Genomic DNA, 18,112 nt, shown 5'->3' with positions numbered 1-18,112 from the left:
GACCGGCGGCCGGCTGGTCGCGCTGGCCGCCACGGGCCCGGTCGGCGAGCCTGTCGGCACTCACTTCGCCCTGCTCGGCGCCCGCGACACCGCCGTCGTCGAGATGGCCGCGGTCGCCGGTCTCTCCCTGGTCCCCCGCACCCGCCGCGATCCCGGCGCCACCACCACGTACGGCGTCGGCGAGCTGATCCGCGCCGCGCTCGACCAGGGCGTCCGGCGGATCCTGGTCGGCTGCGGCGACTCGGGCACCTCGGACGGCGGGGCGGGCGCGCTCCAGGCGCTCGGCGCCCGGCTGCTGGACGCCGACGGCTTCGAACTGGGGCGGGGCGGTGCGGAGTTGAGGCGCCTGGCACGGATCGATCCCTCCGGCCTCGACCCGCGGCTCACGGACACCGACGTGCTGGTCGCCTGCAACCCCTTCAACGTGCTGTGCGGGGAGCGGGGTGTGGCCCGGGTGTTCGGCCCGCAGAAGGGGGCCACCCCGGCACAGGTCGAGGAGTTGTCGGCGGGCCTGGAGAACTGGGCGCGGGTCCTCACCCGCGACCTCGGCGTCACCGGCACCGATCTGCGCCTCGGCCCCGGCACCGGCGCCTCCGGCGGGCTGGGTGCCGGGCTCGCCGCCCTCGGTGCCCGGCTGCTGCCCCGCTTCGACGTGCTGCTCGACCATCTCGACCTGGACGCCCGGCTGTCCCGCGCCGATCTCGTCGTCACCGCCGAGGGCGCCCTGGACCACCAGACCCCGCGCGGGAAGGTCCCGGCGGAGGTGGCCCGCCGCGCCAAGCTCTACGGGCGGCCGGTGCTGGCGCTGGCCGGGACGCTGGGCGAGGGCGCGCAGGACGTGCCGGGCGTGGACGCCTGCCACGGCATCCTGCCCGCGCCGATGGCGTTGGCGGAGGCGCTGGTGCGGGCCGCCGAACTCCTCACGGACGCCACCGAACGTGCCCTGCGGATGATCCTGCTCGGCACCCGCCTACCGGTGCCCGCTCACGCGGAGGTGTCCGGCACGCAGCGCCCGTCCTCGGTGCGGTAGGTCCACCGGGCGCCGTCGCGCACCAGTTCCTTCACGGCGGCCACGAAACGGTCGACGTGCTCGTCCGGGGTGCCCGCGCCGAAGCTGACCCGGATGGCGTTGAGGGACTTCTCCCCCGGCGCCGCTTCCGGAGCCCCGCACTCGCCCTGGGCCCCCGCCTCGGCACCGAGCAGGGTCCGCACCAGCGGGTGCGCGCAGAACAGCCCGTCGCGTACGCCGATGCCGTACTCGGCGGACAGCGCGGCGGCGAAGTGGGAGCTGTTCCAGCCGTCGACGACGAAGGACAGCACGCCGACGCGCGGCGCGTCGTCGCCGAACAGCGACAGGAACCGCACCTCGGGCACCTCGGCGAGCCCCTCCCGCACCCGGCGGATCAGGTACTGCTCGCGCGCCACCAGCGTCTCGACCCCGGCCTCGGTGAGCGCCTTGCAGGCGGAGGCGATGGCGTAGGCGCCGATGACGTTGGGCGAGCCGGCCTCGTGCCGGGCTGCGCTGTCGTGCCACTCGACATCCACTCCCCCGTCCGGGCGCCGGCTGACCTTGCGGCTGGCGCCACCGCCCGCGAGATACGGCTCGGCCTCGCGCAGCCAGTCGGCCCGCCCGGCGAGGACCCCGGAGCCGAAGGGGGCGTACAGCTTGTGCCCGGAGAAGGCGACCCAGTCGACGTCCAGGTCACGGACGCTCACCGGGTGGTGCGGGGCCAGCTGGGCGGCGTCCAGGACGATCCGGGCGCCGTGCGCGTGGGCGACGGCGGCCAGTTCGCGTACGGGCCACAGCTCGCCGGTGACGTTGGAGGCGCCGGTCACGCAGATCAGGGCCGGGCCGTAGGGGTCGCGGTCGGCGAGGGCGCGCTCCAGCGTCTCGACGGCCTGGCGGGGGCTGCTCGGCGCGTCGAGGTAGGTGACCCGGGCGCCGCGCCAGGGCAGCAGGGATGCGTGGTGCTCGGTCTCGAAGACGAAGACCTGGCAGTCGGCGGGAAGGGCGGCGGCGAGCAGGTTCAGGGAGTCGGTGGTGGACCGGGTGAACACCACCTGGTCGCCGGCCCGGCAGTCGAGGAACTCGGCGACGGCCTTGCGGGCGTTCTCGAACAGATCGGTGGACAGCTGCGAGAGGTACCCGGCACCGCGGTGCACGCTGCCGTAGTACGGGGCGTAGGCGGCCACGTCGTCCCACACGCGCTGCAGGGCGGGCGCGCTGGCGGCGTAGTCGAGCGCGGCGTAGGTGACCTCACCGCCGGTCACGAGCGGGACGGTGACATCTCGTCCCAGAACGGGCAGCGGGGCACAAACGGACGCGTCGACGGCAAGGCTGGAGACAGACATGGGGGAACTCCCGTGAAGGCAGCCGGAATTCACCGGCGAGGAAGGTGAAGGGGGATGCGGAGGCGGGGCTCAGCGGCCACTCGGGGGCGGCGGCCCCTAACGCATTCGCTTGCTCACGGAAGGCTCCCTCGAACGACCCAGGACCCCTGGTTTCGCGAGGGGTCCGCGCTTGCCGTAGGCCTTGCTGCCGTACGGCCTGGTCTTCACCCGGGGCACCCCGCCACGGACGGAGGGTTGCCGGACAGTCGGCCGGGGCCTGATGACTGTCACTCATGACCTGGACAGGAAACTAGGCGATCAGAGCGATGTCCCGCAACCCGTGTCCGGATCGCGGGACATCACACGACGGATCTCACGCGTTGCTGACGGCCACCCAGCGGTCCAGTACGCGCTTGGCGGCGCCCGAGTCGATGGCCTCGGCCGCCTGGTCCATCCCGGCGCGGATCTGCTCGGTGAGCGTGCCGCCGCCGGGCTCCAGCGCGACCAGCGCCGCCGCCGAGTTCAGCAGCACGGCATCCCGCACCGGGCCGCGCTCGCCGTCCAGCACCCGCCGGGCGACCTCCGCGTTGTAGGAGGCGTCCGCGCCGCGCAGCGCCTCGACCGGGACGAGGTCGATTCCGACGTCCCGCGGATCGAAGGTCTCCTCGGTGACCTTGCCGTCGCGGACCACCCACACCCGGGAGGTGGCCGTGGTGGTCAGCTCGTCGAGGCCGTCGTCGCCGCGGAAGACCAGCGAGGAGTTGCCGCGTTCGGCGAAGACACCGGCCATGATGGGCGCCATCCGCGGGTCGGCGACACCGACCGCCTGGGCCCTGACCCGGGCCGGGTTGGCCAGCGGGCCGAGGAAGTTGAACACCGTGCGGATGCCCAACTGGCCGCGGGCGGCGGCCACATGGCGCAGCGCCGGGTGGAACTTCACCGCGAAGCAGAAGGTGATCCCGGCCTCCTCCGCGACCTCGGCCACCCGCTTCGGGCTCAGCTCCAGATTGACGCCGAGCTTCTCCAGGACGTCGGAGGCGCCGGAGGCCGAGGAGGCGGCCCGGTTGCCGTGCTTGACGACCTTCGCGCCGGTGCCGGCGACGACGATCGAGGACATCGTGGAGATGTTGACGGTCTTGGCGCCGTCGCCGCCGGTGCCGACGATGTCGACGGTCGCCCCGGGCACCTCGATCACGTTGGCGTGGTCGTACAGGGCGCGGACGCAGCCGGTGATCTCCTCGACCGTCTCGCCCTTGGCGCGCAGCGCCACCACGAACCCGGCGATCTGCGCGTCGGTGGCCTCGCCGCGCATGATCAGGTCCATCGCCCAGGCGGTGTCGTCGGCGGTGAGGTCCCGGCCGTCCAGCAGCCCGTTCAGCAGGGCGGGCCAGGAACGGCCCGCCGCGGTGTCGCCTCCAGCGGGGGTCACAGCGCTCATAGCCGCTCCTGATGGTCGTAGAGCATGTAGGACATGCGGGAAACGTCTCAGGGCCCACCCTATCCAGCCCGGGGCACGCCGAAGGGGCCCCGTCCGAACAACGGACGGGGCCCCTTCAGGTGGCGTGGCGAGTGCGACGATCAGTGGTGGCCGTGGCCGCTCGTGATCTCGTTGTACTCCTCGACGGTCGGCTTCGGAATCTGGGACTCCTCGCCGTAGTACGCCTCGCTGAGCTTGGCGCGCAGCTTCTCGGAGCCCTTCACCTTGCGCTCGACACCGTGCTCGTCGACCGTCGGGCCGATCTCCGCCGGCTTGTACTGCTCGTGCGCGGTGAGCGTGTACAGGGCCTCCTGGCTGAGCGGCTCGTGCACCTCGATGAACTCACCGTGCGGCAGGCGCTTGATGATGCCCGACTCGCGGCCGTGCAGCACCTTGTCCTTGTCCCGGCGCTGCAGGCCGAGGCAGATGCGCTTGGTGACGACGAACGCGACGACCGGGCCCACGAAGAAGCCGATCCGGACGAACCAGGTGACCGCGTTGATCGAGAGGTTGAAGTGCGTGGCGACGATGTCGTTGCCACCACCGATCAGCATGATCATGTACGCGGTGACCCAGGCGACACCGAAGGCCGTACGGGTCGGGGCGTTGCGCGGGCGGTCCAGGATGTGGTGCTCGCGCTTGTCCCCGGTGATCCAGGACTCGATGAACGGGTACAGCGCGATGATCCCGAGGAAGATACCGAAGATCACCAGCGGGATGAACACGCCCAGGACCAGGGTGTGGCCCCAGAAGTTGATCTCCCAGCCGGGCATGGCGCGGACCAGGCCCTCGGCGAAGCCCATGTACCAGTCGGGCTGGGCTCCCGTGGAGACCATGTCCGGGCGGTAGGGGCCCAGGTTCCAGATCGGGTTGATCGAGGCGATGCCGGCGAGCAGCGCGATGAAGCCGAAGACCAGGAAGAAGAAGCCTCCCGCCTTCGCCATGTACACCGGCAGCAGCGGCATGCCGACGACGTTCTTGTTGGTCCGGCCGGGACCCGCGAACTGCGTGTGCTTGTGGTAGAAGACCAGGATCAGGTGGCCGACCACCAGACCGAGCATGATGCCCGGCAGCAGCAGGATGTGGATCGAGTAGAACCGGGCCACGAAGTCGGTCCCGGGGAACTCCCCGCCGAACAGGAACATCGAGATGTACGTGCCGACGATCGGCACGGACAGGATCGCGCCCTGGGTGAAGCGGACACCGGTGCCGGAGAGCAGGTCGTCCGGGAGCGAGTAGCCGGTGAAGCCGGTGAACATGCCCAGCACGAACAGCAGGAAGCCGAACAGCCAGTTGATCTCACGCGGCTTGCGGAACGCGCCGGTGAAGAAGACGCGCATCATGTGCACGAACATGCCGGCGAGGAAGACGATCGCCGCCCAGTGGTGGATCTGCCGGATGAGCAGACCGCCGCGCACGTCGAAGCTGATCTCCAGGGTGGAGGCGTACGCCTCCGACATCAGCTGGCCCTGGAGCGGGATGTAGCTGCCGTGGTACTCCACCTCGTTCATCGACGGGTGGAAGAACAGCGTCAGATACACACCCGTGAGGATGATGATCAGGAAGCTGTACAGGCAGATCTCGCCCAGCATGAAGGACCAGTGGTCCGGGAAGATCTTGCGCATGTTGGCCTTGGCCAGGGAGTAGATCCCGAGCCGGCCGTCGGCCCAGTCGGCGACGCGCTCGCCGGCCGGTGCCTTCCCGCGAGAGCGGGACTCGTTGCTGTCGTTGGTGCTCATCCGCGCTCCCAGAAAGCAGGACCGACGGGCTCTTCGAAGTCACTGAGCGCTTCGAGGTAGCCCTCGTCGTTCACGCCGATCTTCAGCTGCGGAAGGGCGTGACCGGCGGGACCGAAGATCACCTTGGCACCGTCGGAGAGGTCGAAGGTGGACTGGTGGCAGGGGCAGAGCACGTGGTGCGTCTGCTGCTCGTACAGGGAGATCGGGCAACCGACGTGGGTGCAGATCTTCGAGTACGCGAGGATGCCCTCGTGCCCCCACTCGAGGGTGCGCTTGTCCTTGATGTCGTCCGGCTGAATGCGGACGATCATCAGGGCGGCCTTGGCGATCTCGTTGTTGAAGTCGTGGTCGTGCTCCTCCAGGCCCTCGGGCTTGGCGAACGTCAGCGAGCCGGTCACGATGTCCGAGGGGCGCATCGGCTCCCCGGTGTTCATGTTGATGATCAGCTTGCCCTTGGACCACAGGGTGTGACGCAGCTTGTCCTCGGGCAGCGGGCCGAGGTCGCGCAGCAGCACGACACCGGACAGCGGCACCAGGGTGAGCGCGCCGAACATGGTGTTGCGGATCAGCTTGCGCCGGCCGAGCTGGGACTCCTTCGCGCCCTGGCGGAAGTCGTCCATGACCTTGGCGCGGACCTCGGGCTCGGCCGCGATCGCGTGCCGCTCGTCGGTCAGCTCCTCGTCGGACATCAGCGTGCGGGCCCAGTGGACCGCGCCGGCGCCGATGGCGAACAACGCGATGCCGAGCGTCACGCCGAGCGCGAAGTTCAGGGCGCTGATGTGACCGAACGGGAAGATGTAGACGATCTTCTCGACCGGGATCGCGACGAACGCGGCGATGAAGCCGATGGTGGCCAGCATCGAGAGCGTGAACAGCAGGGCGACCGTGCGCTCGGACCGCTTGGCGGCCCGCTCGTCGATGTCCTGGATCCGGTGCTCGTGGGGCGGCAGCCCCGGGTCGGCGAACGGGTGCTCCTCGTCCGCTCGCGCTACCGCGCCGTGGGCGGTGTCCTGCTCAGCCGGCAGGTTCTCTTCTGGAATGTCTTGGCTACTCATGACTTCTTGGCCTTTGCGGTCCGAGCGGCGACCCACACAGCGACGGCGATCAGGCCACCGAGACCGAAGATCCAGCCGAACAGACCCTCACTGACCGGGCCGAGCCCGCCCAGCTCCAGGCCGCCCGGGCTCTCGGAGTTCTGGCTGTTGACCTCGTCCAGGTACGCGATGATGTCCTTCTTGTTCTGCTCCGACAGCGTGCTGTCGGGGAACGAAGGCATGTTCTGCGGACCGGTGAGCATGGCCTCGTAGATGTGCTTCGGGTCGACGTCCTCGAGGTTCGGCGCGTACTTGCCGTGCGTCAGGGCGCCACCCTTACCGGTGAAGTTGTGGCACTGCGCGCAGTTGTTGCGGAACAGCTCACCGCCCTTGGCGATGTCGGCGCCCTCGGGGCCGTACTGCTCCTCGGTCGGGATCGCCGGGCCGGCGCCCAGGGAGGCGATGTACGCCGCAAGCTGGTCGATCTCGGCCTGCGTGTAGACCGGCTTCTTGCGCGGAACCTGCGCGCCCTTCGAGGTGGCGGCCGGCATACGGCCGGTGCCCACCTGGAAGTCCACGGCCGCGGCGCCCACGCCCACCAGGCTCGGCCCGTCGGAGGTGCCCTGACCGCCGGTGCCGTGGCAGCTGGCGCAGCCGACCGCGTAGAGCTTCTTTCCCTCCTCGATGGTGAGGGACTGGGCGGTTTCGTCGGCCTGCGCCTTGTCCGCGGGTGCGAACACGGCGTACAGCCCCCCGGTGCATGCCAGCGCGAGGAGTAGGACGACGAGCGCCGCCAGCGGGTGGCGTCGTCGTGCGGAGAGCTTTTTCACGGATTACCCCGGTGTCAGGATCTTCTGCGTCGATGCTTCTGGATGGGTGCGCTTCTTCGAGCGCGCGCGGTCGCGGACCCGGCTACTTGATCATGTAGATCGTGGCGAAGAGGCCGATCCAGACGACGTCGACGAAGTGCCAGTAGTAGGACACGACGATGGCCGCGGTCGCCTGCTCGTGGGTGAACCTCTTGGCCGCGTAGGTCCGGCCCAGGACCAGCAGGAAGGCGATGAGACCGCCCGTCACGTGCAGGCCGTGGAAGCCGGTGGTCAGGTAGAACACCGAGCCGTACGGGTCGGACGAGAGCGACAGGCCCTCGTGCTTGACCAGCTCGGTGTACTCGAAGACCTGACCGCCGATGAAGACCGCGCCCATGATGAAGGTGACGATGAACCAGCCCCGGAGCTTCTTCACGTCACCGCGCTCGGCGGCGAACACGCCGAGCTGGCAGGTGAGGGAGGAGAGCACCAGGATCGTGGTGTTCGTCGCCGAGAACGGGAAGTTCAGGGTGTCGGCCTTCTCCGACCAGAAGTCGGGTCCGGTCACCGATCGCAGGGTGAAGTACATCGCGAAGAGGGCCGCGAAGAACATCAGCTCGGAACTCAGCCAGATGATGGTTCCGACGCTGGTGAGGTTCGGCCGGTTGACCGACGGGTGCGCGTGCCCGGTATCTACTGTCGTTGCTGTCGCCACGACCGACATTATGTCGGTCGCTTATCCCGCCCTCACTCCGGGGGGTGCCGTTCGGAGTGTCTCGGGCGGTCGTACCGGTGTTGACGTGGTGTTCAAGGGAGTAGCATCCGGCCCAACGGGCTTGTCCTTACGACGCTGACGTCACGGAGGAAGCATGCAGCCGACCGCCACGGTGCTGGTGTACAGCGACGATGCGAACACGCGGGAGCAGGTGCGGTTGGCCACCGGCCGGCGGCCGGCGCCGGATGTTCCTGTGGTGGAGTTCGTCGAGTGTGCGACGCCCGCCGCTGTGATCAGTGAGCTGGACAAGGGCGGGATCGACGTCTGTGTGCTGGACGGTGAGGCCGTGCCCATGGGGGGCATGGGGTTGTGCCGGCAGATCAAGGACGAGGTGTTCCAGGCTCCGCCGGTGTTGTTGCTGATCGGGCGGCCTCAGGATGCGTGGCTGGCCACGTGGAGTCGGGCTGAGGCGGCGGTGACCCTGCCGGTGGAGCCGGTGGAGTTTGCCCGTGCCTTGGCTTCCTTGTTGCGGTCCAAGAAGCTGCAGAGCGCCTGAGAGCTCGGGGGCTTGTCTTGTAGGGCGGCTGCGGCGTCGTTGTGGTTGTTCGCGCAGTTCCCCGCGCCCCTAGGTTGGTCAGGCTGCCCAGGGTCGGAGGCGTGCTGCTTCCTGAGGGGTTGCGTCCGGGCCTGTGGTCAAGGCGCTGCCCTGTTGCCACTTCTCCCAGGGGACGTTCCAGTCGCCGAAGCCGTTGCCGAAGGGTTCCATCGTGTTGCCGTCGGAGTTGACGACCTTGACCAGGTCGCCTTCGCGGACCGTGTTGAAGAACCACTCGGCGTTGCTGGTGTTCATGCCGACGCAGCCGTGGCTGACGTTGGCGTAGCCCTGGGAGCCGACGGACCAGGGGGCGGCGTGGACGTACTCGCCGCTCCAGGTGACGCGCGTGGCGAAGTACACGTCGAGGTCGTACGACTCCGAGGAGCCCTCGGCGATGCCGACCGTGGTGCTGCGCATCCGGACGAAGCGCTCCTTGCCGAGGACGACCTTGACGCCGTTGCGGGTCTCGAAGCCCGGCTTGCCCGTGGTGACGGGGATGGTCTTGATCTCCTCGCCGTTCTTGTAGACCGTCAGATGGTGTGCGGCGGCGTCCGTGACGGCTATGACACGGTCGCCGGTGGTGAGGGTGAGGGGCTTGGCCTTGCCGCCGCGGAGGCGGTCATTGATCTTGATGCCCTCCAGGTTGCTGCGCACCCGGATGGTGGCGCGGGTGGGCCAGTAGTCCTTGGGGCGGTAGTGGAGCTTCTTGTCGTCCACCCAGTACCAGCTGCCGGTCACCGCGGGCGTGGAGGTGACCTTCAGGCCGCGTTCGACGACGGCTCGCTGGGCGCGGTCCTTGACGGGGGCGTTCAGCTCGGCGGTGATGGGCTGGCCGACGCCGTAGGTGCCCGCCTTGGGGCCGAAGGTGACGCCCAGGCGCTTGGTCTTGGACGGCTTGCCGGTGGTGAAGGTGATCACCTTGCGGCCGGGGGCCCCATCCTCGTTCTCGGTGCTCACGCGCACCGTGTACTGGGCGTTGGCGGCCAGCGGTGAGGTGCTGTGCCAGCGGCTGCCGTCGGCGGAGAGTTCGCCCGCGACATGGCGGCCCGTGGCGTCCTGGGCGGTGACGTCCGTGATGCGGCCGTCGTCGTCCTCGGCGACGACCTCCAGGGGCTTGTCCGGGTCCGCGGTCTTCCGGTCGCCGGTGGGGCCGTTGAAGGAGATCTGGTCCGCCGCGTCGTACGGCTCGGCGGACAGCGGGTTGCCGTCGGAGCCGCAGCCGGTGACGCCCGCGCCGAGGGCGATCACCAGCAGCGTGCAGCCGACGATACGGGTGCGCGGGTGGTGGCTCATGGCCCCACGCTAGGAACGCTCGTCAATCACGGCGCGCTGGGCGACTCGAACGAGTGATGCGGATTGCGGCAAAGAGGCGGACGACACGCAGGGGCCCGGACGCTCCTGACGGAGTGTCCGGGCCCCTGGAAAGAGCCGTGCCTTACTGCGTGCGGTTCTCACCGCGGTAGTACTCGAAGACCCAGCCCCAGATGCTGACGAGGATCAGCGGCATCGCGAAGTACATCAGCCACCAGCCGATGGCGACGGACAGGAAGGCGAAGGCGCCACCGATGCCGAGGAAGAGCGGCTGCCAGCTGTGCGGGCTGAAGAACCCGACCTCGCCGGCGTCGTCCGCGACGTCCGCCTCCTTGTTGTCCTGCGCGCCCACGTCGACCCGCCGGGCCGTGAAGCCCAGGTAGAAGCCGATCATGATCGACAGACCGAAGGCCAGGAAGAGGGCGGTGGTGCCGGCCGGCTCCTTCGACCACACGCCGTAGACCACGGCCATGATGAGGAGGAAGACGCTCAGCCACATGAACATCTTGCCCTGGATCTTCACTTGCCGGCCTCCTTGCCCCCAGCGAGGGCCTTCTCGCCGTGACCGATGTTCTCGAGCTCGTCGAGCGCGGCGATCTCCGGGTGGTGCAGGTCGAACGCCGGGGATTCACTGCGGATCCGCGGCAGGGTGAGGAAGTTGTGCCGCGGCGGCGGGCAGGAGGTCGCCCACTCCAGGGAGCGGCCGTAGCCCCACGGGTCGTCGACGCCGACCGGCTTGCCGTACTTGGCCGTCTTCCAGATGTTGTAGAAGAACGGCAGGATCGACAGGCCGAGCAGGAACGACGCGATCGTGGACACCGTGTTCAGGGCGGTGAAGCCGTCGGCCGCGAGGTAGTCCGCGTACCGGCGCGGCATGCCCTCGGCACCCAGCCAGTGCTGGACCAGGAAGGTGCCGTGGAAGCCGATGAACAGCGTCCAGAAGGTGATCTTGCCGAGGCGCTCATCGAGCAGCTTGCCGGTGAACTTCGGCCACCAGAAGTGGAAGCCGGAGAACATCGCGAACACCACGGTGCCGAAGACGACGTAGTGGAAGTGGGCCACCACGAAGTACGAGTCGGAGACGTGGAAGTCCAGCGGCGGCGAGGCCAGGATGACGCCGGTGAGACCACCGAAGGTGAAGGTGATGAGGAAGCCGGTCGCCCACAGCATCGGCGTCTCGAAGGAGAGACTGCCCTTCCACATGGTGCCGATCCAGTTGAAGAACTTCACACCGGTCGGGACCGCGATCAGGAAGGTCATGAAGGAGAAGAACGGCAGCAGCACACCACCGGTGACGTACATGTGGTGCGCCCACACCGTCACCGACAGACCCGCGATCGCGATGGTCGCGCCGATCAGACCCATGTAGCCGAACATCGGCTTGCGGGAGAAGACCGGGATGACCTCACTGATGATGCCGAAGAACGGCAGCGCGATGATGTACACCTCGGGGTGGCCGAAGAACCAGAAGAGGTGCTGCCACAGCAGCGCTCCGCCGTTGGCCGAGTCGAAGATGTGCGAGCCGAACTTGCGGTCCGCCTCCAGCGCGAACAGCGCGGCGGCGAGCACCGGGAAGGCGAGCAGGACCAGCACACCGGTCAGCAGCACGTTCCAGGTGAAGATCGGCATGCGGAACATCGTCATGCCCGGGGCGCGCATGCAGATGATCGTGGTGATGAAGTTGACCGAGCCGAGGATGGTGCCGAAGCCGGAGAAGGCCAGACCCATGATCCACATGTCGGCGCCGATGCCCGGCGAGCGGACCGCGTCCGACAGCGGGGAGTAGGCGAACCAGCCGAAGTCGGCCGCGCCGTCCGGGGTGAGGAAACCGCCCACGGCGATCAGCGAGCCGAACAGGTACAGCCAGTAGGCGAACATGTTCAGCCGCGGGAACGCCACGTCGGGCGCGCCGATCTGCAGCGGCATGATCCAGTTCGCGAAGCCGGCGAACAGCGGCGTCGCGAACATCAGCAGCATGATCGTGCCGTGCATCGTGAACGCCTGGTTGAACTGCTCGTTCGACATCAACTGCGTGCCCGGGCGGGCCAGCTCGGCGCGCATGAACAGCGCCATGACGCCACCGATGACGAAGAACGCGAACGACGTCACCAGATAGAGCGTGCCGATCGTCTTGTGGTCCGTGGTCGTCAGCCACTTGACCACGACGCTGCCACGGGTGTGGCGCCGGACCGGCAGCTCGTCCTCGTAGTGGGACCCTGCTGCCGCGGCACCCTGGGGTTCGTTGAGGATGCTCACAGGATGTTCGACTCCCGGTTCTTCTCGTGGCCCGACTGCGGGATGCCCGCGGGCACGTAACCGGTCTGCCCCTTCTTCACGAGGTCCTTCAGGTGCTGCTCGTAGCGCTCGGGGGAGACGACCTTGACGTTGAACAGCATCCGGGAGTGGTCTTCGCCGCAGAGTTCGGCGCACTTGCCCAGGAAGGTGCCCTCCTTGTTGGGGGTCACCTCGAAGGCGTTGGTGTGGCCCGGAATGACGTCCTGCTTCATCAGGAACGGCACCACCCAGAAGGAGTGGATGACGTCGCGCGAGGTCAGGACGAAGCGGACCCGCTTGCCCTCGGGCAGCCACAGCGTGGGGCCCGGGTTGCCGGTCTGCTCGTTGCGGGTGCCGGGGGTACCGCAGTCGTAGACGCCGCCGGCGTTGGCCGGGAAGGCGTCCTTGTAGCGGTTCGGGATCGCCTCGAGCTCTTCGGACTTCTTGGCGTCGCCCGTGGAACCGTCGACGTTCTCGACGTAGTTGAAGCACCAGCTCCACTGGAAGCCGACCACGTTGATGGTGACGTCGGGCTTCTTCTCGAGCTTCAGCAGCTCGGATTCGTCACGGGCGGTGAAGTAGAACAGCACCGAGACGATGATGAGCGGAACCACCGTGTACAGCGCCTCGATGGGCATGTTGTACCGGGTCTGCGGAGGAACTTCGACCTTGGTGCGGCTGCGCCGGTGGAAGAAAGCACTCCACAGGATCAGGCCCCACACCAGCACGCCGACGGCGAGCGCGGCAGCCCAGGATCCCTGCCACAGGGAGAGGATCCGCGGAGCCTCTTCCGTGGTCGGGGTGGGCATACCAAGGCGGGGGAAGTCCTCCCATGTGCAACCGGTGGCGGTCGCCAGGACCAGGCCCGCGGTCAGTGCCTGCAGCAGCTTCCGCCGCATCGGGCGCCGCGGCGAGCGGTCGGAGCCGTTGGGACTCACGTAGCGCCTTCCCGAGAGTCTCGCCCGCGCGGTTCGGCTGCGGCCTGGCCTTCTCGCTGGTCGGTCGCCGCCCTGCGACGGGCAGGGGTTTGGATGTTTATGCGGACCAAACCCTAGCCGACGCCATTCTGGGCTTCGCCAGGAGGGGTGCCTACTGAGTGGGGTGGTTCGCTGGTTTGGCGGGTGCGGGTGCGTCGTGGTTGCTCGCGCAGTTCGCCGCGCCCCTGGGTCGGCTGCGGTTGCCGGAGTCTTAACGTTGCCGTATGGGCTACTTCGATGCCGCTTCCGGTGTTCCTCTTCATCCCGTTGCTCGTCAGGCTCTGATGGCATCCCTTGATGAAGGGTGGGCCGATCCGGGGCGGTTGTACCGGGAGGGGCGCAGGGCCCGGATGTTGCTGGACGCTGCGCGGGAGGCCGCTGCCGAGGCCGTCGGGTGCCGGGCGGACGAGGTGGTGTTCACGGCGTCCGGAACGGCGGCCGTGCACTCCGGGGTCGCGGGGGCGCTGGCGGGGCGGCGGCGGGTCGGGGGTCACCTGGTCGTGTCCGCGGTCGAACACTCTTCGGTGCTCCATGCGGGGGAAGTTCACCAGGCCGGCGGAGGGTCGGTCACCGAGGTGGCGGTGAACCGGGAGGGCGCGGTGCTCCCTTCGGGTTACGCCGAGGCCCTGCGGCCGGACACCGCGCTGGCGTGTCTCCAGTCGGCCAACCACGAGGTGGGGACCGTACAGCCGGTGGCCGAGGTGGCCGAGGTGTGCCGGGCGGCCGGGGTGCCGCTGCTGGTGGACGCGGCGCAGTCACTGGGGTGGGGACCGGTGGAGGGTGACTGGTCGCTGCTGACGGCCAGTGCCCACAAGTGGGGCGGGCCTTCCGGGGTCGGTCTCCTGGTCGTACGCAAGGGCGTCCGCTTCGCGCCCCAGGTGCCGCCCGGCGTCGAGAACATCCCGGCGATCGTGGCCGCGGTGGCGTCCCTGCGGGCGGTTCGGGCGGAGGCGGCCCAGGAGGCGGCACGCCTGCGGGAGCTGACGGAACGGATCCGGACCCGGGTGCCCCAGCTCGTACCGGACGTCGAGGTGGTCGGCGATCCGGAGCGCCGCCTGCCCGGCATCGTCACCTTCTCCTGTCTCTATGTCGACGGAGAGACGGTCCTGCACGAGCTGGACCGCGCTGGCTTCTCCGTGTCCTCCGGCTCGTCCTGCACGAGCAGCACCCTGATGCCGAGCCATGTGCTCAAGGCGATGGGCGTCCTCAGCGAGGGCAATGTGCGCGTGTCCCTGCCACCGGGCACGAAGGAGGAGGACGTGGAGCGGTTCCTTGCGGTGCTGCCGGAGGTGGTGAGCACGGTACGGGAAAAGCTGGGCGCCCCGGCGCCGGCCGCCGCAGTGGACGAGGAGGACGTCCTGGTCGTGGACGCCCTCGGCAAGCGCTGCCCCATCCCGGTCATCGAACTGGCGAAGGTGATCGTAAACGTCCCGGTGGGGGGCCTCATCAGAGTCCTCTCGGACGACGAGGCCGCCCGCCTGGACATCCCAGCCTGGTGCGAAATGCGGGAACAGGAGTACGTAGGCGAGGAGCCTGCAGACGGAGGAACGGCTTACCTAGTACGCCGGACGAGGTGATTCCGCTAGGGGCGCGGGGAACTGCGCGCCCAGCCCCCACCCAGCCGCACCCGGCAGCGCTACCGCAAATGCCCCCGAACCTCCTCCGCAGCCTCATCCCCATACGCCTTGGTGAAGCGCTCCATGAAGTGCCCCCGCCGCAGCTGATACTCCTGCGTCCCCACCGTCTCGATCACCAGCGTAGCGAGCATGCACCCCACCTGAGCCGCCCGCTCCAGCGAAACCCCCCACACAAGTCCCGACAGGAAACCGGCCCGGAACGCGTCCCCGACCCCCGTCGGATCGGCCTTGCGCTCCTCGTCCGGGCACCCGACCTCGATCGGATCCTCACCGGCCCGCTCGATACGGACACCCCGGGCCCCGAGCGTCGTGACCCGGTACCCCACCCGGTCGAGGATCTCCGCGTCGGTCCACCCCGTCTTGGACTCGATCAGCCCCTTCTCGTACTCGTTCGAGAAGAGATACGTCGCCCCGTCCAGCAGTATCCGGATCTCCTCCCCGTTCATCCGGGCGATCTGCTGCGAGAAGTCCGCGGCGAACGGAATGCCGCGCGAACGGCACTCCTCGGTGTGCCGGAGCATCGCCTCCGGGTCGTCCGCGCCGATGGAGACGAGGTCGAGGCCGCCCACCCGGTCGGCGACGGTCTTGAGCTCGATCAGGCGGGCCTCGCTCATCGCGCCCGTGTAGAAGGAGCCGATCTGGTTGTGGTCCGCGTCGGTGGTGCACACGAAGCGCGCGGTGTGCAGCGTGTCGGAGATGCGCACGGAGTCGGTGTCGACGCCGTGCCGCTCCAGCCAGGCCCGGTACTCGTCGAAGTCGAAGCCGGCCGCGCCGACGAGGATCGGGCGGGTGCCGAGCTGGCCCATCCCGAAGGCGATGTTCGCCCCCACGCCGCCGCGGCGCACGTCGAGGTTGTCGACCAGGAACGACAGCGAGACCGTGTGCAGCTGGTCCGCGACGAACTGGTCGGCGAAGCGCCCGGGGAAGGTCATGAGGTGGTCGGTGGCGATGGAGCCGGTGACTGCGATGCGCACGGCGTGGTCTCTCCTGAGGGAGGCGGGTTGACACTTCACGCTACCGGGTGGGAACGGCCCGTAGAAGCAGCCAAAACTACCCGATAGTAGATCTTTCTTCGTGACCTTCGACGTGCATACGGTGCGGACATGACGAACCTCAAGGTCCACACGCCCGACTCGGCCGACCTCGAAGGCGACCTGGCGTCGCTGCGGGGTGACTGCGCCCGGATGGTGCCCCACTGGGCGGCACCGGAGCGGGCCGCCGCGCGGCCGGTGTCCCCGTCCCTGATCCACGGGGTGAGCGTGCCCCCGTCGTCGGCGCGGCTGCTGGACGCGATGTCGGAGTACGGCGACTGACCGGTCCGCGCCTCAGGGGAACCGCGCGCTCCCCCGCTGCGTCCCATCGCTGTCCCCCGTAAAGGGGATGCGGGATACGACCCACCAGGGGTCCGGGTACGACCGGGCAAGGGTCTACCGGGACAGCTGTGCAGCCGAAGGAGCGATGCGGTGAACACCGAGCGACCCGACAACGACGACGCCGAGGCACGGGCCGACGGCAGCGTGGGCGAGACCGGGTCGGCCGATCCGGAGCCGGAGCAGTCATCCCGGCAGCGTACGCATGTCCTCGTCGCCTCCGTGGCCGCCGCCGTACTGCTGGCCGGTGGCGGTGGGGCCTATCTCGCCACGAGCCTGTCCGGGGACTCGGGGTCCGGCGGCTCCCCCGGGGCCAACGGGGACGCCACTCCCCCGCCGCTCGCCCTCGACGGCTACTCCGAGGACGCGGCGCCCGGGATCGCGCCCGGTGAGCCGAACCCGTACGGCGCCGTCTACCGCGCCGACGGCACGCTGCCCGAGGGGCCCGAGTCCGCGCCGGTCTACCGCACGCGCGGCCAGGTGACCGAGGCGCAGGTCACCGAGCTGGCGAAGGCGCTCGGCCTGGACGGAAAGCCGGTGGCCGAGGGGCAGGGCTGGCGAATCGGGGGCAAGGACGGTTCGGGGCCCGTGCTGCGGGTGGACAAGGCGGCGCCCGGTTCCTGGACGTTCAGCCGGTACGCGCCGGGCACGGACGACTGCAAGGGCGAGACGTGCAAGACGCCCCCCGTCGGCGGCGGGCCCGCGGTGAGCGAGGCCGCCGCGAGGAAGGCCGCCGCGCCCGTGCTGAAGGCGGTGGGCCAGGACGAGGCGAAGATCGACGCGGGCCAGGTCCTCGGCGCCAACCGGATGGTGAACGCCCAGCCCGAGATCGGCGGGCTGCCCACGCACGGCTGGACGACGGGCGTCGTGGTGAGCTCCACCGGCCAGGTGGTCGGCGGCAGCGGACGTCTCGCCGAGCCCGTGAAGGGCGACACCTACCCGGTGGTGAGCGCCGACCGCGCGCTGGAGCTGATGAACGCGGCGCCGCGCGCCGACTCGCGCGCGGGCATCGGCGGCTGCGCCACTCCCGTACCGCTGGACGAGCAGGGCGACCGGCCGGATCCGTGCGAGGCGGCGACCACGCTGCCGAAGGCGGAGAAGAAGGACACGCTGACCGTGGAGAAGGCGGTGTTCGGGCTCGCCGCGCATTCGGTGGACGGACGGCAGGCGCTCGTGCCGTCCTGGCTGTTCGAGGTGCGGCCCAAGGGTGCGTCGGACACCCTGACCGTGACGCATCCGGCCGTGGAACCGAAGTACGTCGAGCGGCCCGAGCAGCCGTCCGTGGCGCCGAGCGAGCCCGGTGACCAGCCGACGTCGGCGCCGTCCACCCGGGACGTGGACGTGCAGGGGTACACCGCCGAGGGCGGTGAGCTGACCGTGGTCTTCTCGGGCGGGGTGTGCGCCGACTACGACGTGAAGGTCGACGAGGGCGGGGACCGGGTGAAGGTCACCGTGACCGAGAAGCCGTGGCCCGGCAAGATCTGCATCATGATCGCCAAGCAGTACCAGAAGACCGTGCCGCTCGACGCGCCGCTCGGTGACCGCGAGGTGGTCGACGCGGACGGCGAGCCGGTGCCGCTGCACAAGGACGGCGCCCGGCTGCCGGCGCCGCCGACGCAGACGCGCTAGGGGGTGTCCGCAAAGTCCCGTTGTCCGCCCGGAGGGCGGGCCCTGCGGCGTCCGGTGCGTGCTCTCGGCGTGCCGGGCGGACACCCGCGTACTGGTTGTACTCGGGTGTTCGCCCGGTGCGGCGAGAGTGCGTGCCGGGCGTCGCAGCGCAGGCGGGACTTTGCGGACACCCCCTAGCCGTTCCGGCCGTTCCGGAATGCGCGAAGGCGGCGGC

The 18,112-nt window shown here is 69.4% G+C and carries 16 protein-coding genes and 1 riboswitch; of the genes, 5 read left to right on the top strand and 11 right to left on the bottom strand.

The window, feature by feature from the left end; all coding sequences use genetic code 11:
- The coding region (locus tag N4P33_RS12810) for a glycerate kinase (RefSeq protein ID WP_260826512.1) at window positions 1-1,030 on the top strand (1,030 nt) is incomplete at its 5' end.
- On the opposite strand, the gene N4P33_RS12805 is transcribed toward N4P33_RS12810, so the two are convergent.
- The 6 genes from N4P33_RS12805 to N4P33_RS12780 form a co-directional block, all read right to left on the bottom strand.
- Window positions 985-2,352 (bottom strand): aminotransferase class V-fold PLP-dependent enzyme, encoded by a 1,368-nt coding sequence (locus N4P33_RS12805; protein WP_260826511.1) that lies wholly within the window; start codon window positions 2,350-2,352, stop codon window positions 985-987. The genes N4P33_RS12810 and N4P33_RS12805 overlap by 46 nt on opposite strands.
- A gap of 160 nt (window positions 2,353-2,512) precedes the next feature.
- Window positions 2,513-2,630, bottom strand: a riboswitch (SAM riboswitch).
- A gap of 74 nt (window positions 2,631-2,704) precedes the next feature.
- Window positions 2,705-3,769 (bottom strand): anthranilate phosphoribosyltransferase, encoded by a 1,065-nt coding sequence (trpD, locus tag N4P33_RS12800; protein ID WP_260826510.1) that lies wholly within the window; start codon window positions 3,767-3,769, stop codon window positions 2,705-2,707.
- Between the two features lie 140 nt (window positions 3,770-3,909).
- Entirely contained in the window at window positions 3,910-5,547 is a 1,638-nt protein-coding gene (locus N4P33_RS12795; protein ID WP_260826509.1) for a cytochrome bc complex cytochrome b subunit, read from the bottom strand.
- Entirely contained in the window at window positions 5,544-6,602 is a 1,059-nt protein-coding gene (locus N4P33_RS12790; RefSeq protein WP_260826508.1) for a ubiquinol-cytochrome c reductase iron-sulfur subunit, read from the bottom strand. The genes N4P33_RS12795 and N4P33_RS12790 overlap by 4 nt, the downstream gene beginning before the upstream one ends.
- Complete coding sequence (locus N4P33_RS12785; protein ID WP_260826507.1) at window positions 6,599-7,411, bottom strand: c-type cytochrome; 813 nt, start codon at window positions 7,409-7,411, stop codon at window positions 6,599-6,601. Before N4P33_RS12785 ends, N4P33_RS12790 begins: the two co-directional genes overlap by 4 nt.
- Before the next feature lie 82 nt (window positions 7,412-7,493).
- Window positions 7,494-8,114 carry a heme-copper oxidase subunit III gene (locus tag N4P33_RS12780; protein ID WP_260826506.1) on the bottom strand — a complete coding sequence of 207 codons (621 nt, stop codon included), beginning with the start codon at window positions 8,112-8,114 and terminating at the stop codon, window positions 7,494-7,496.
- A gap of 145 nt (window positions 8,115-8,259) precedes the next feature.
- Between N4P33_RS12780 and N4P33_RS12775 the strand changes: the two genes are divergently transcribed.
- Complete coding sequence (locus tag N4P33_RS12775; protein WP_260826505.1) at window positions 8,260-8,661, top strand: hypothetical protein; 402 nt, start codon at window positions 8,260-8,262, stop codon at window positions 8,659-8,661.
- A 78-nt stretch (window positions 8,662-8,739) separates the two neighbouring features.
- On the opposite strand, the gene N4P33_RS12770 is transcribed toward N4P33_RS12775, so the two are convergent.
- The 4 genes from N4P33_RS12770 to coxB all read right to left on the bottom strand — a co-directional run bounded on the left by N4P33_RS12770 (window position 8,740) and on the right by coxB (window position 13,223).
- Complete coding sequence (locus tag N4P33_RS12770; RefSeq protein WP_260826504.1) at window positions 8,740-9,993, bottom strand: Ig-like domain-containing protein; 1,254 nt, start codon at window positions 9,991-9,993, stop codon at window positions 8,740-8,742.
- Between the two features lie 142 nt (window positions 9,994-10,135).
- Window positions 10,136-10,534 carry a cytochrome c oxidase subunit 4 gene (locus N4P33_RS12765; protein ID WP_260826503.1) on the bottom strand — a complete coding sequence of 133 codons (399 nt, stop codon included), beginning with the start codon at window positions 10,532-10,534 and terminating at the stop codon, window positions 10,136-10,138.
- Window positions 10,531-12,267 (bottom strand): cytochrome c oxidase subunit I, encoded by a 1,737-nt coding sequence (gene ctaD / locus N4P33_RS12760; RefSeq protein WP_260826502.1) that lies wholly within the window; start codon window positions 12,265-12,267, stop codon window positions 10,531-10,533. Before ctaD ends, N4P33_RS12765 begins: the two co-directional genes overlap by 4 nt.
- Window positions 12,264-13,223, bottom strand: coding sequence for a cytochrome c oxidase subunit II (gene coxB, locus N4P33_RS12755; protein ID WP_260826501.1), 960 nt, complete (start codon window positions 13,221-13,223; stop codon window positions 12,264-12,266). The genes ctaD and coxB overlap by 4 nt, the downstream gene beginning before the upstream one ends.
- Before the next feature lie 263 nt (window positions 13,224-13,486).
- Here coxB and N4P33_RS12750 point away from each other — a divergent pair, with 263 nt between their 5' ends.
- Window positions 13,487-14,839, top strand: coding sequence for a cysteine desulfurase/sulfurtransferase TusA family protein (locus tag N4P33_RS12750; RefSeq protein ID WP_260826500.1), 1,353 nt, complete (start codon window positions 13,487-13,489; stop codon window positions 14,837-14,839).
- Between the two features lie 59 nt (window positions 14,840-14,898).
- Here the strand turns inward: N4P33_RS12750 and N4P33_RS12745 are convergent, their stop codons facing one another.
- The gene (locus N4P33_RS12745; protein WP_260826499.1) at window positions 14,899-15,873 is read right to left on the bottom strand and encodes a carbohydrate kinase family protein; all 975 of its coding nucleotides are present in this window, start codon (window positions 15,871-15,873) and stop codon (window positions 14,899-14,901) included.
- A gap of 129 nt (window positions 15,874-16,002) precedes the next feature.
- On the opposite strand from N4P33_RS12745, the gene N4P33_RS12740 reads away from it, so the two are divergent.
- Window positions 16,003-16,212, top strand: a complete 210-nt coding sequence (locus N4P33_RS12740; RefSeq protein ID WP_260826498.1) for a hypothetical protein — start codon at window positions 16,003-16,005, stop codon at window positions 16,210-16,212.
- Between the two features lie 150 nt (window positions 16,213-16,362).
- On the top strand, window positions 16,363-17,898 hold the full coding sequence (locus tag N4P33_RS12735) for a hypothetical protein (protein ID WP_260826496.1): 1,536 nt from the start codon (window positions 16,363-16,365) through the stop codon (window positions 17,896-17,898).
- Window positions 17,899-18,112: the final 214 nt, after the last annotated feature.

The organism is Streptomyces sp. 15-116A (assembly GCF_025290915.1).
GTDB lineage: Bacteria > Actinomycetota > Actinomycetes > Streptomycetales > Streptomycetaceae > Streptomyces.
The sequence above is the reverse complement of the archived record's forward strand: the minus strand, read 5'-3'. Positions and strand labels throughout refer to the sequence as shown.

Bases quoted from the DNA above. Each gene is read 5' to 3' on its own strand.
- N4P33_RS12775 (WP_260826505.1), top strand. From the start codon at position 8,260: ATGCAGCCGACCGCCACGGTGCTGGTGTACAGCGACGATGCGAACACG.
- N4P33_RS12795 (WP_260826509.1), bottom strand. From the start codon at position 5,547: ATGAGCACCAACGACAGCAACGAGTCCCGCTCTCGCGGGAAGGCACCG.
- trpD (WP_260826510.1), bottom strand. From the start codon at position 3,769: ATGAGCGCTGTGACCCCCGCTGGAGGCGACACCGCGGCGGGCCGTTCC.
- N4P33_RS12750 (WP_260826500.1), top strand. From the start codon at position 13,487: ATGGGCTACTTCGATGCCGCTTCCGGTGTTCCTCTTCATCCCGTTGCT.
- N4P33_RS12780 (WP_260826506.1), bottom strand. From the start codon at position 8,114: ATGTCGGTCGTGGCGACAGCAACGACAGTAGATACCGGGCACGCGCAC.
- N4P33_RS12790 (WP_260826508.1), bottom strand. From the start codon at position 6,602: ATGAGTAGCCAAGACATTCCAGAAGAGAACCTGCCGGCTGAGCAGGAC.
- N4P33_RS12805 (WP_260826511.1), bottom strand. From the start codon at position 2,352: ATGTCTGTCTCCAGCCTTGCCGTCGACGCGTCCGTTTGTGCCCCGCTG.
- N4P33_RS12770 (WP_260826504.1), bottom strand. From the start codon at position 9,993: ATGAGCCACCACCCGCGCACCCGTATCGTCGGCTGCACGCTGCTGGTG.
- N4P33_RS12740 (WP_260826498.1), top strand. From the start codon at position 16,003: ATGACGAACCTCAAGGTCCACACGCCCGACTCGGCCGACCTCGAAGGC.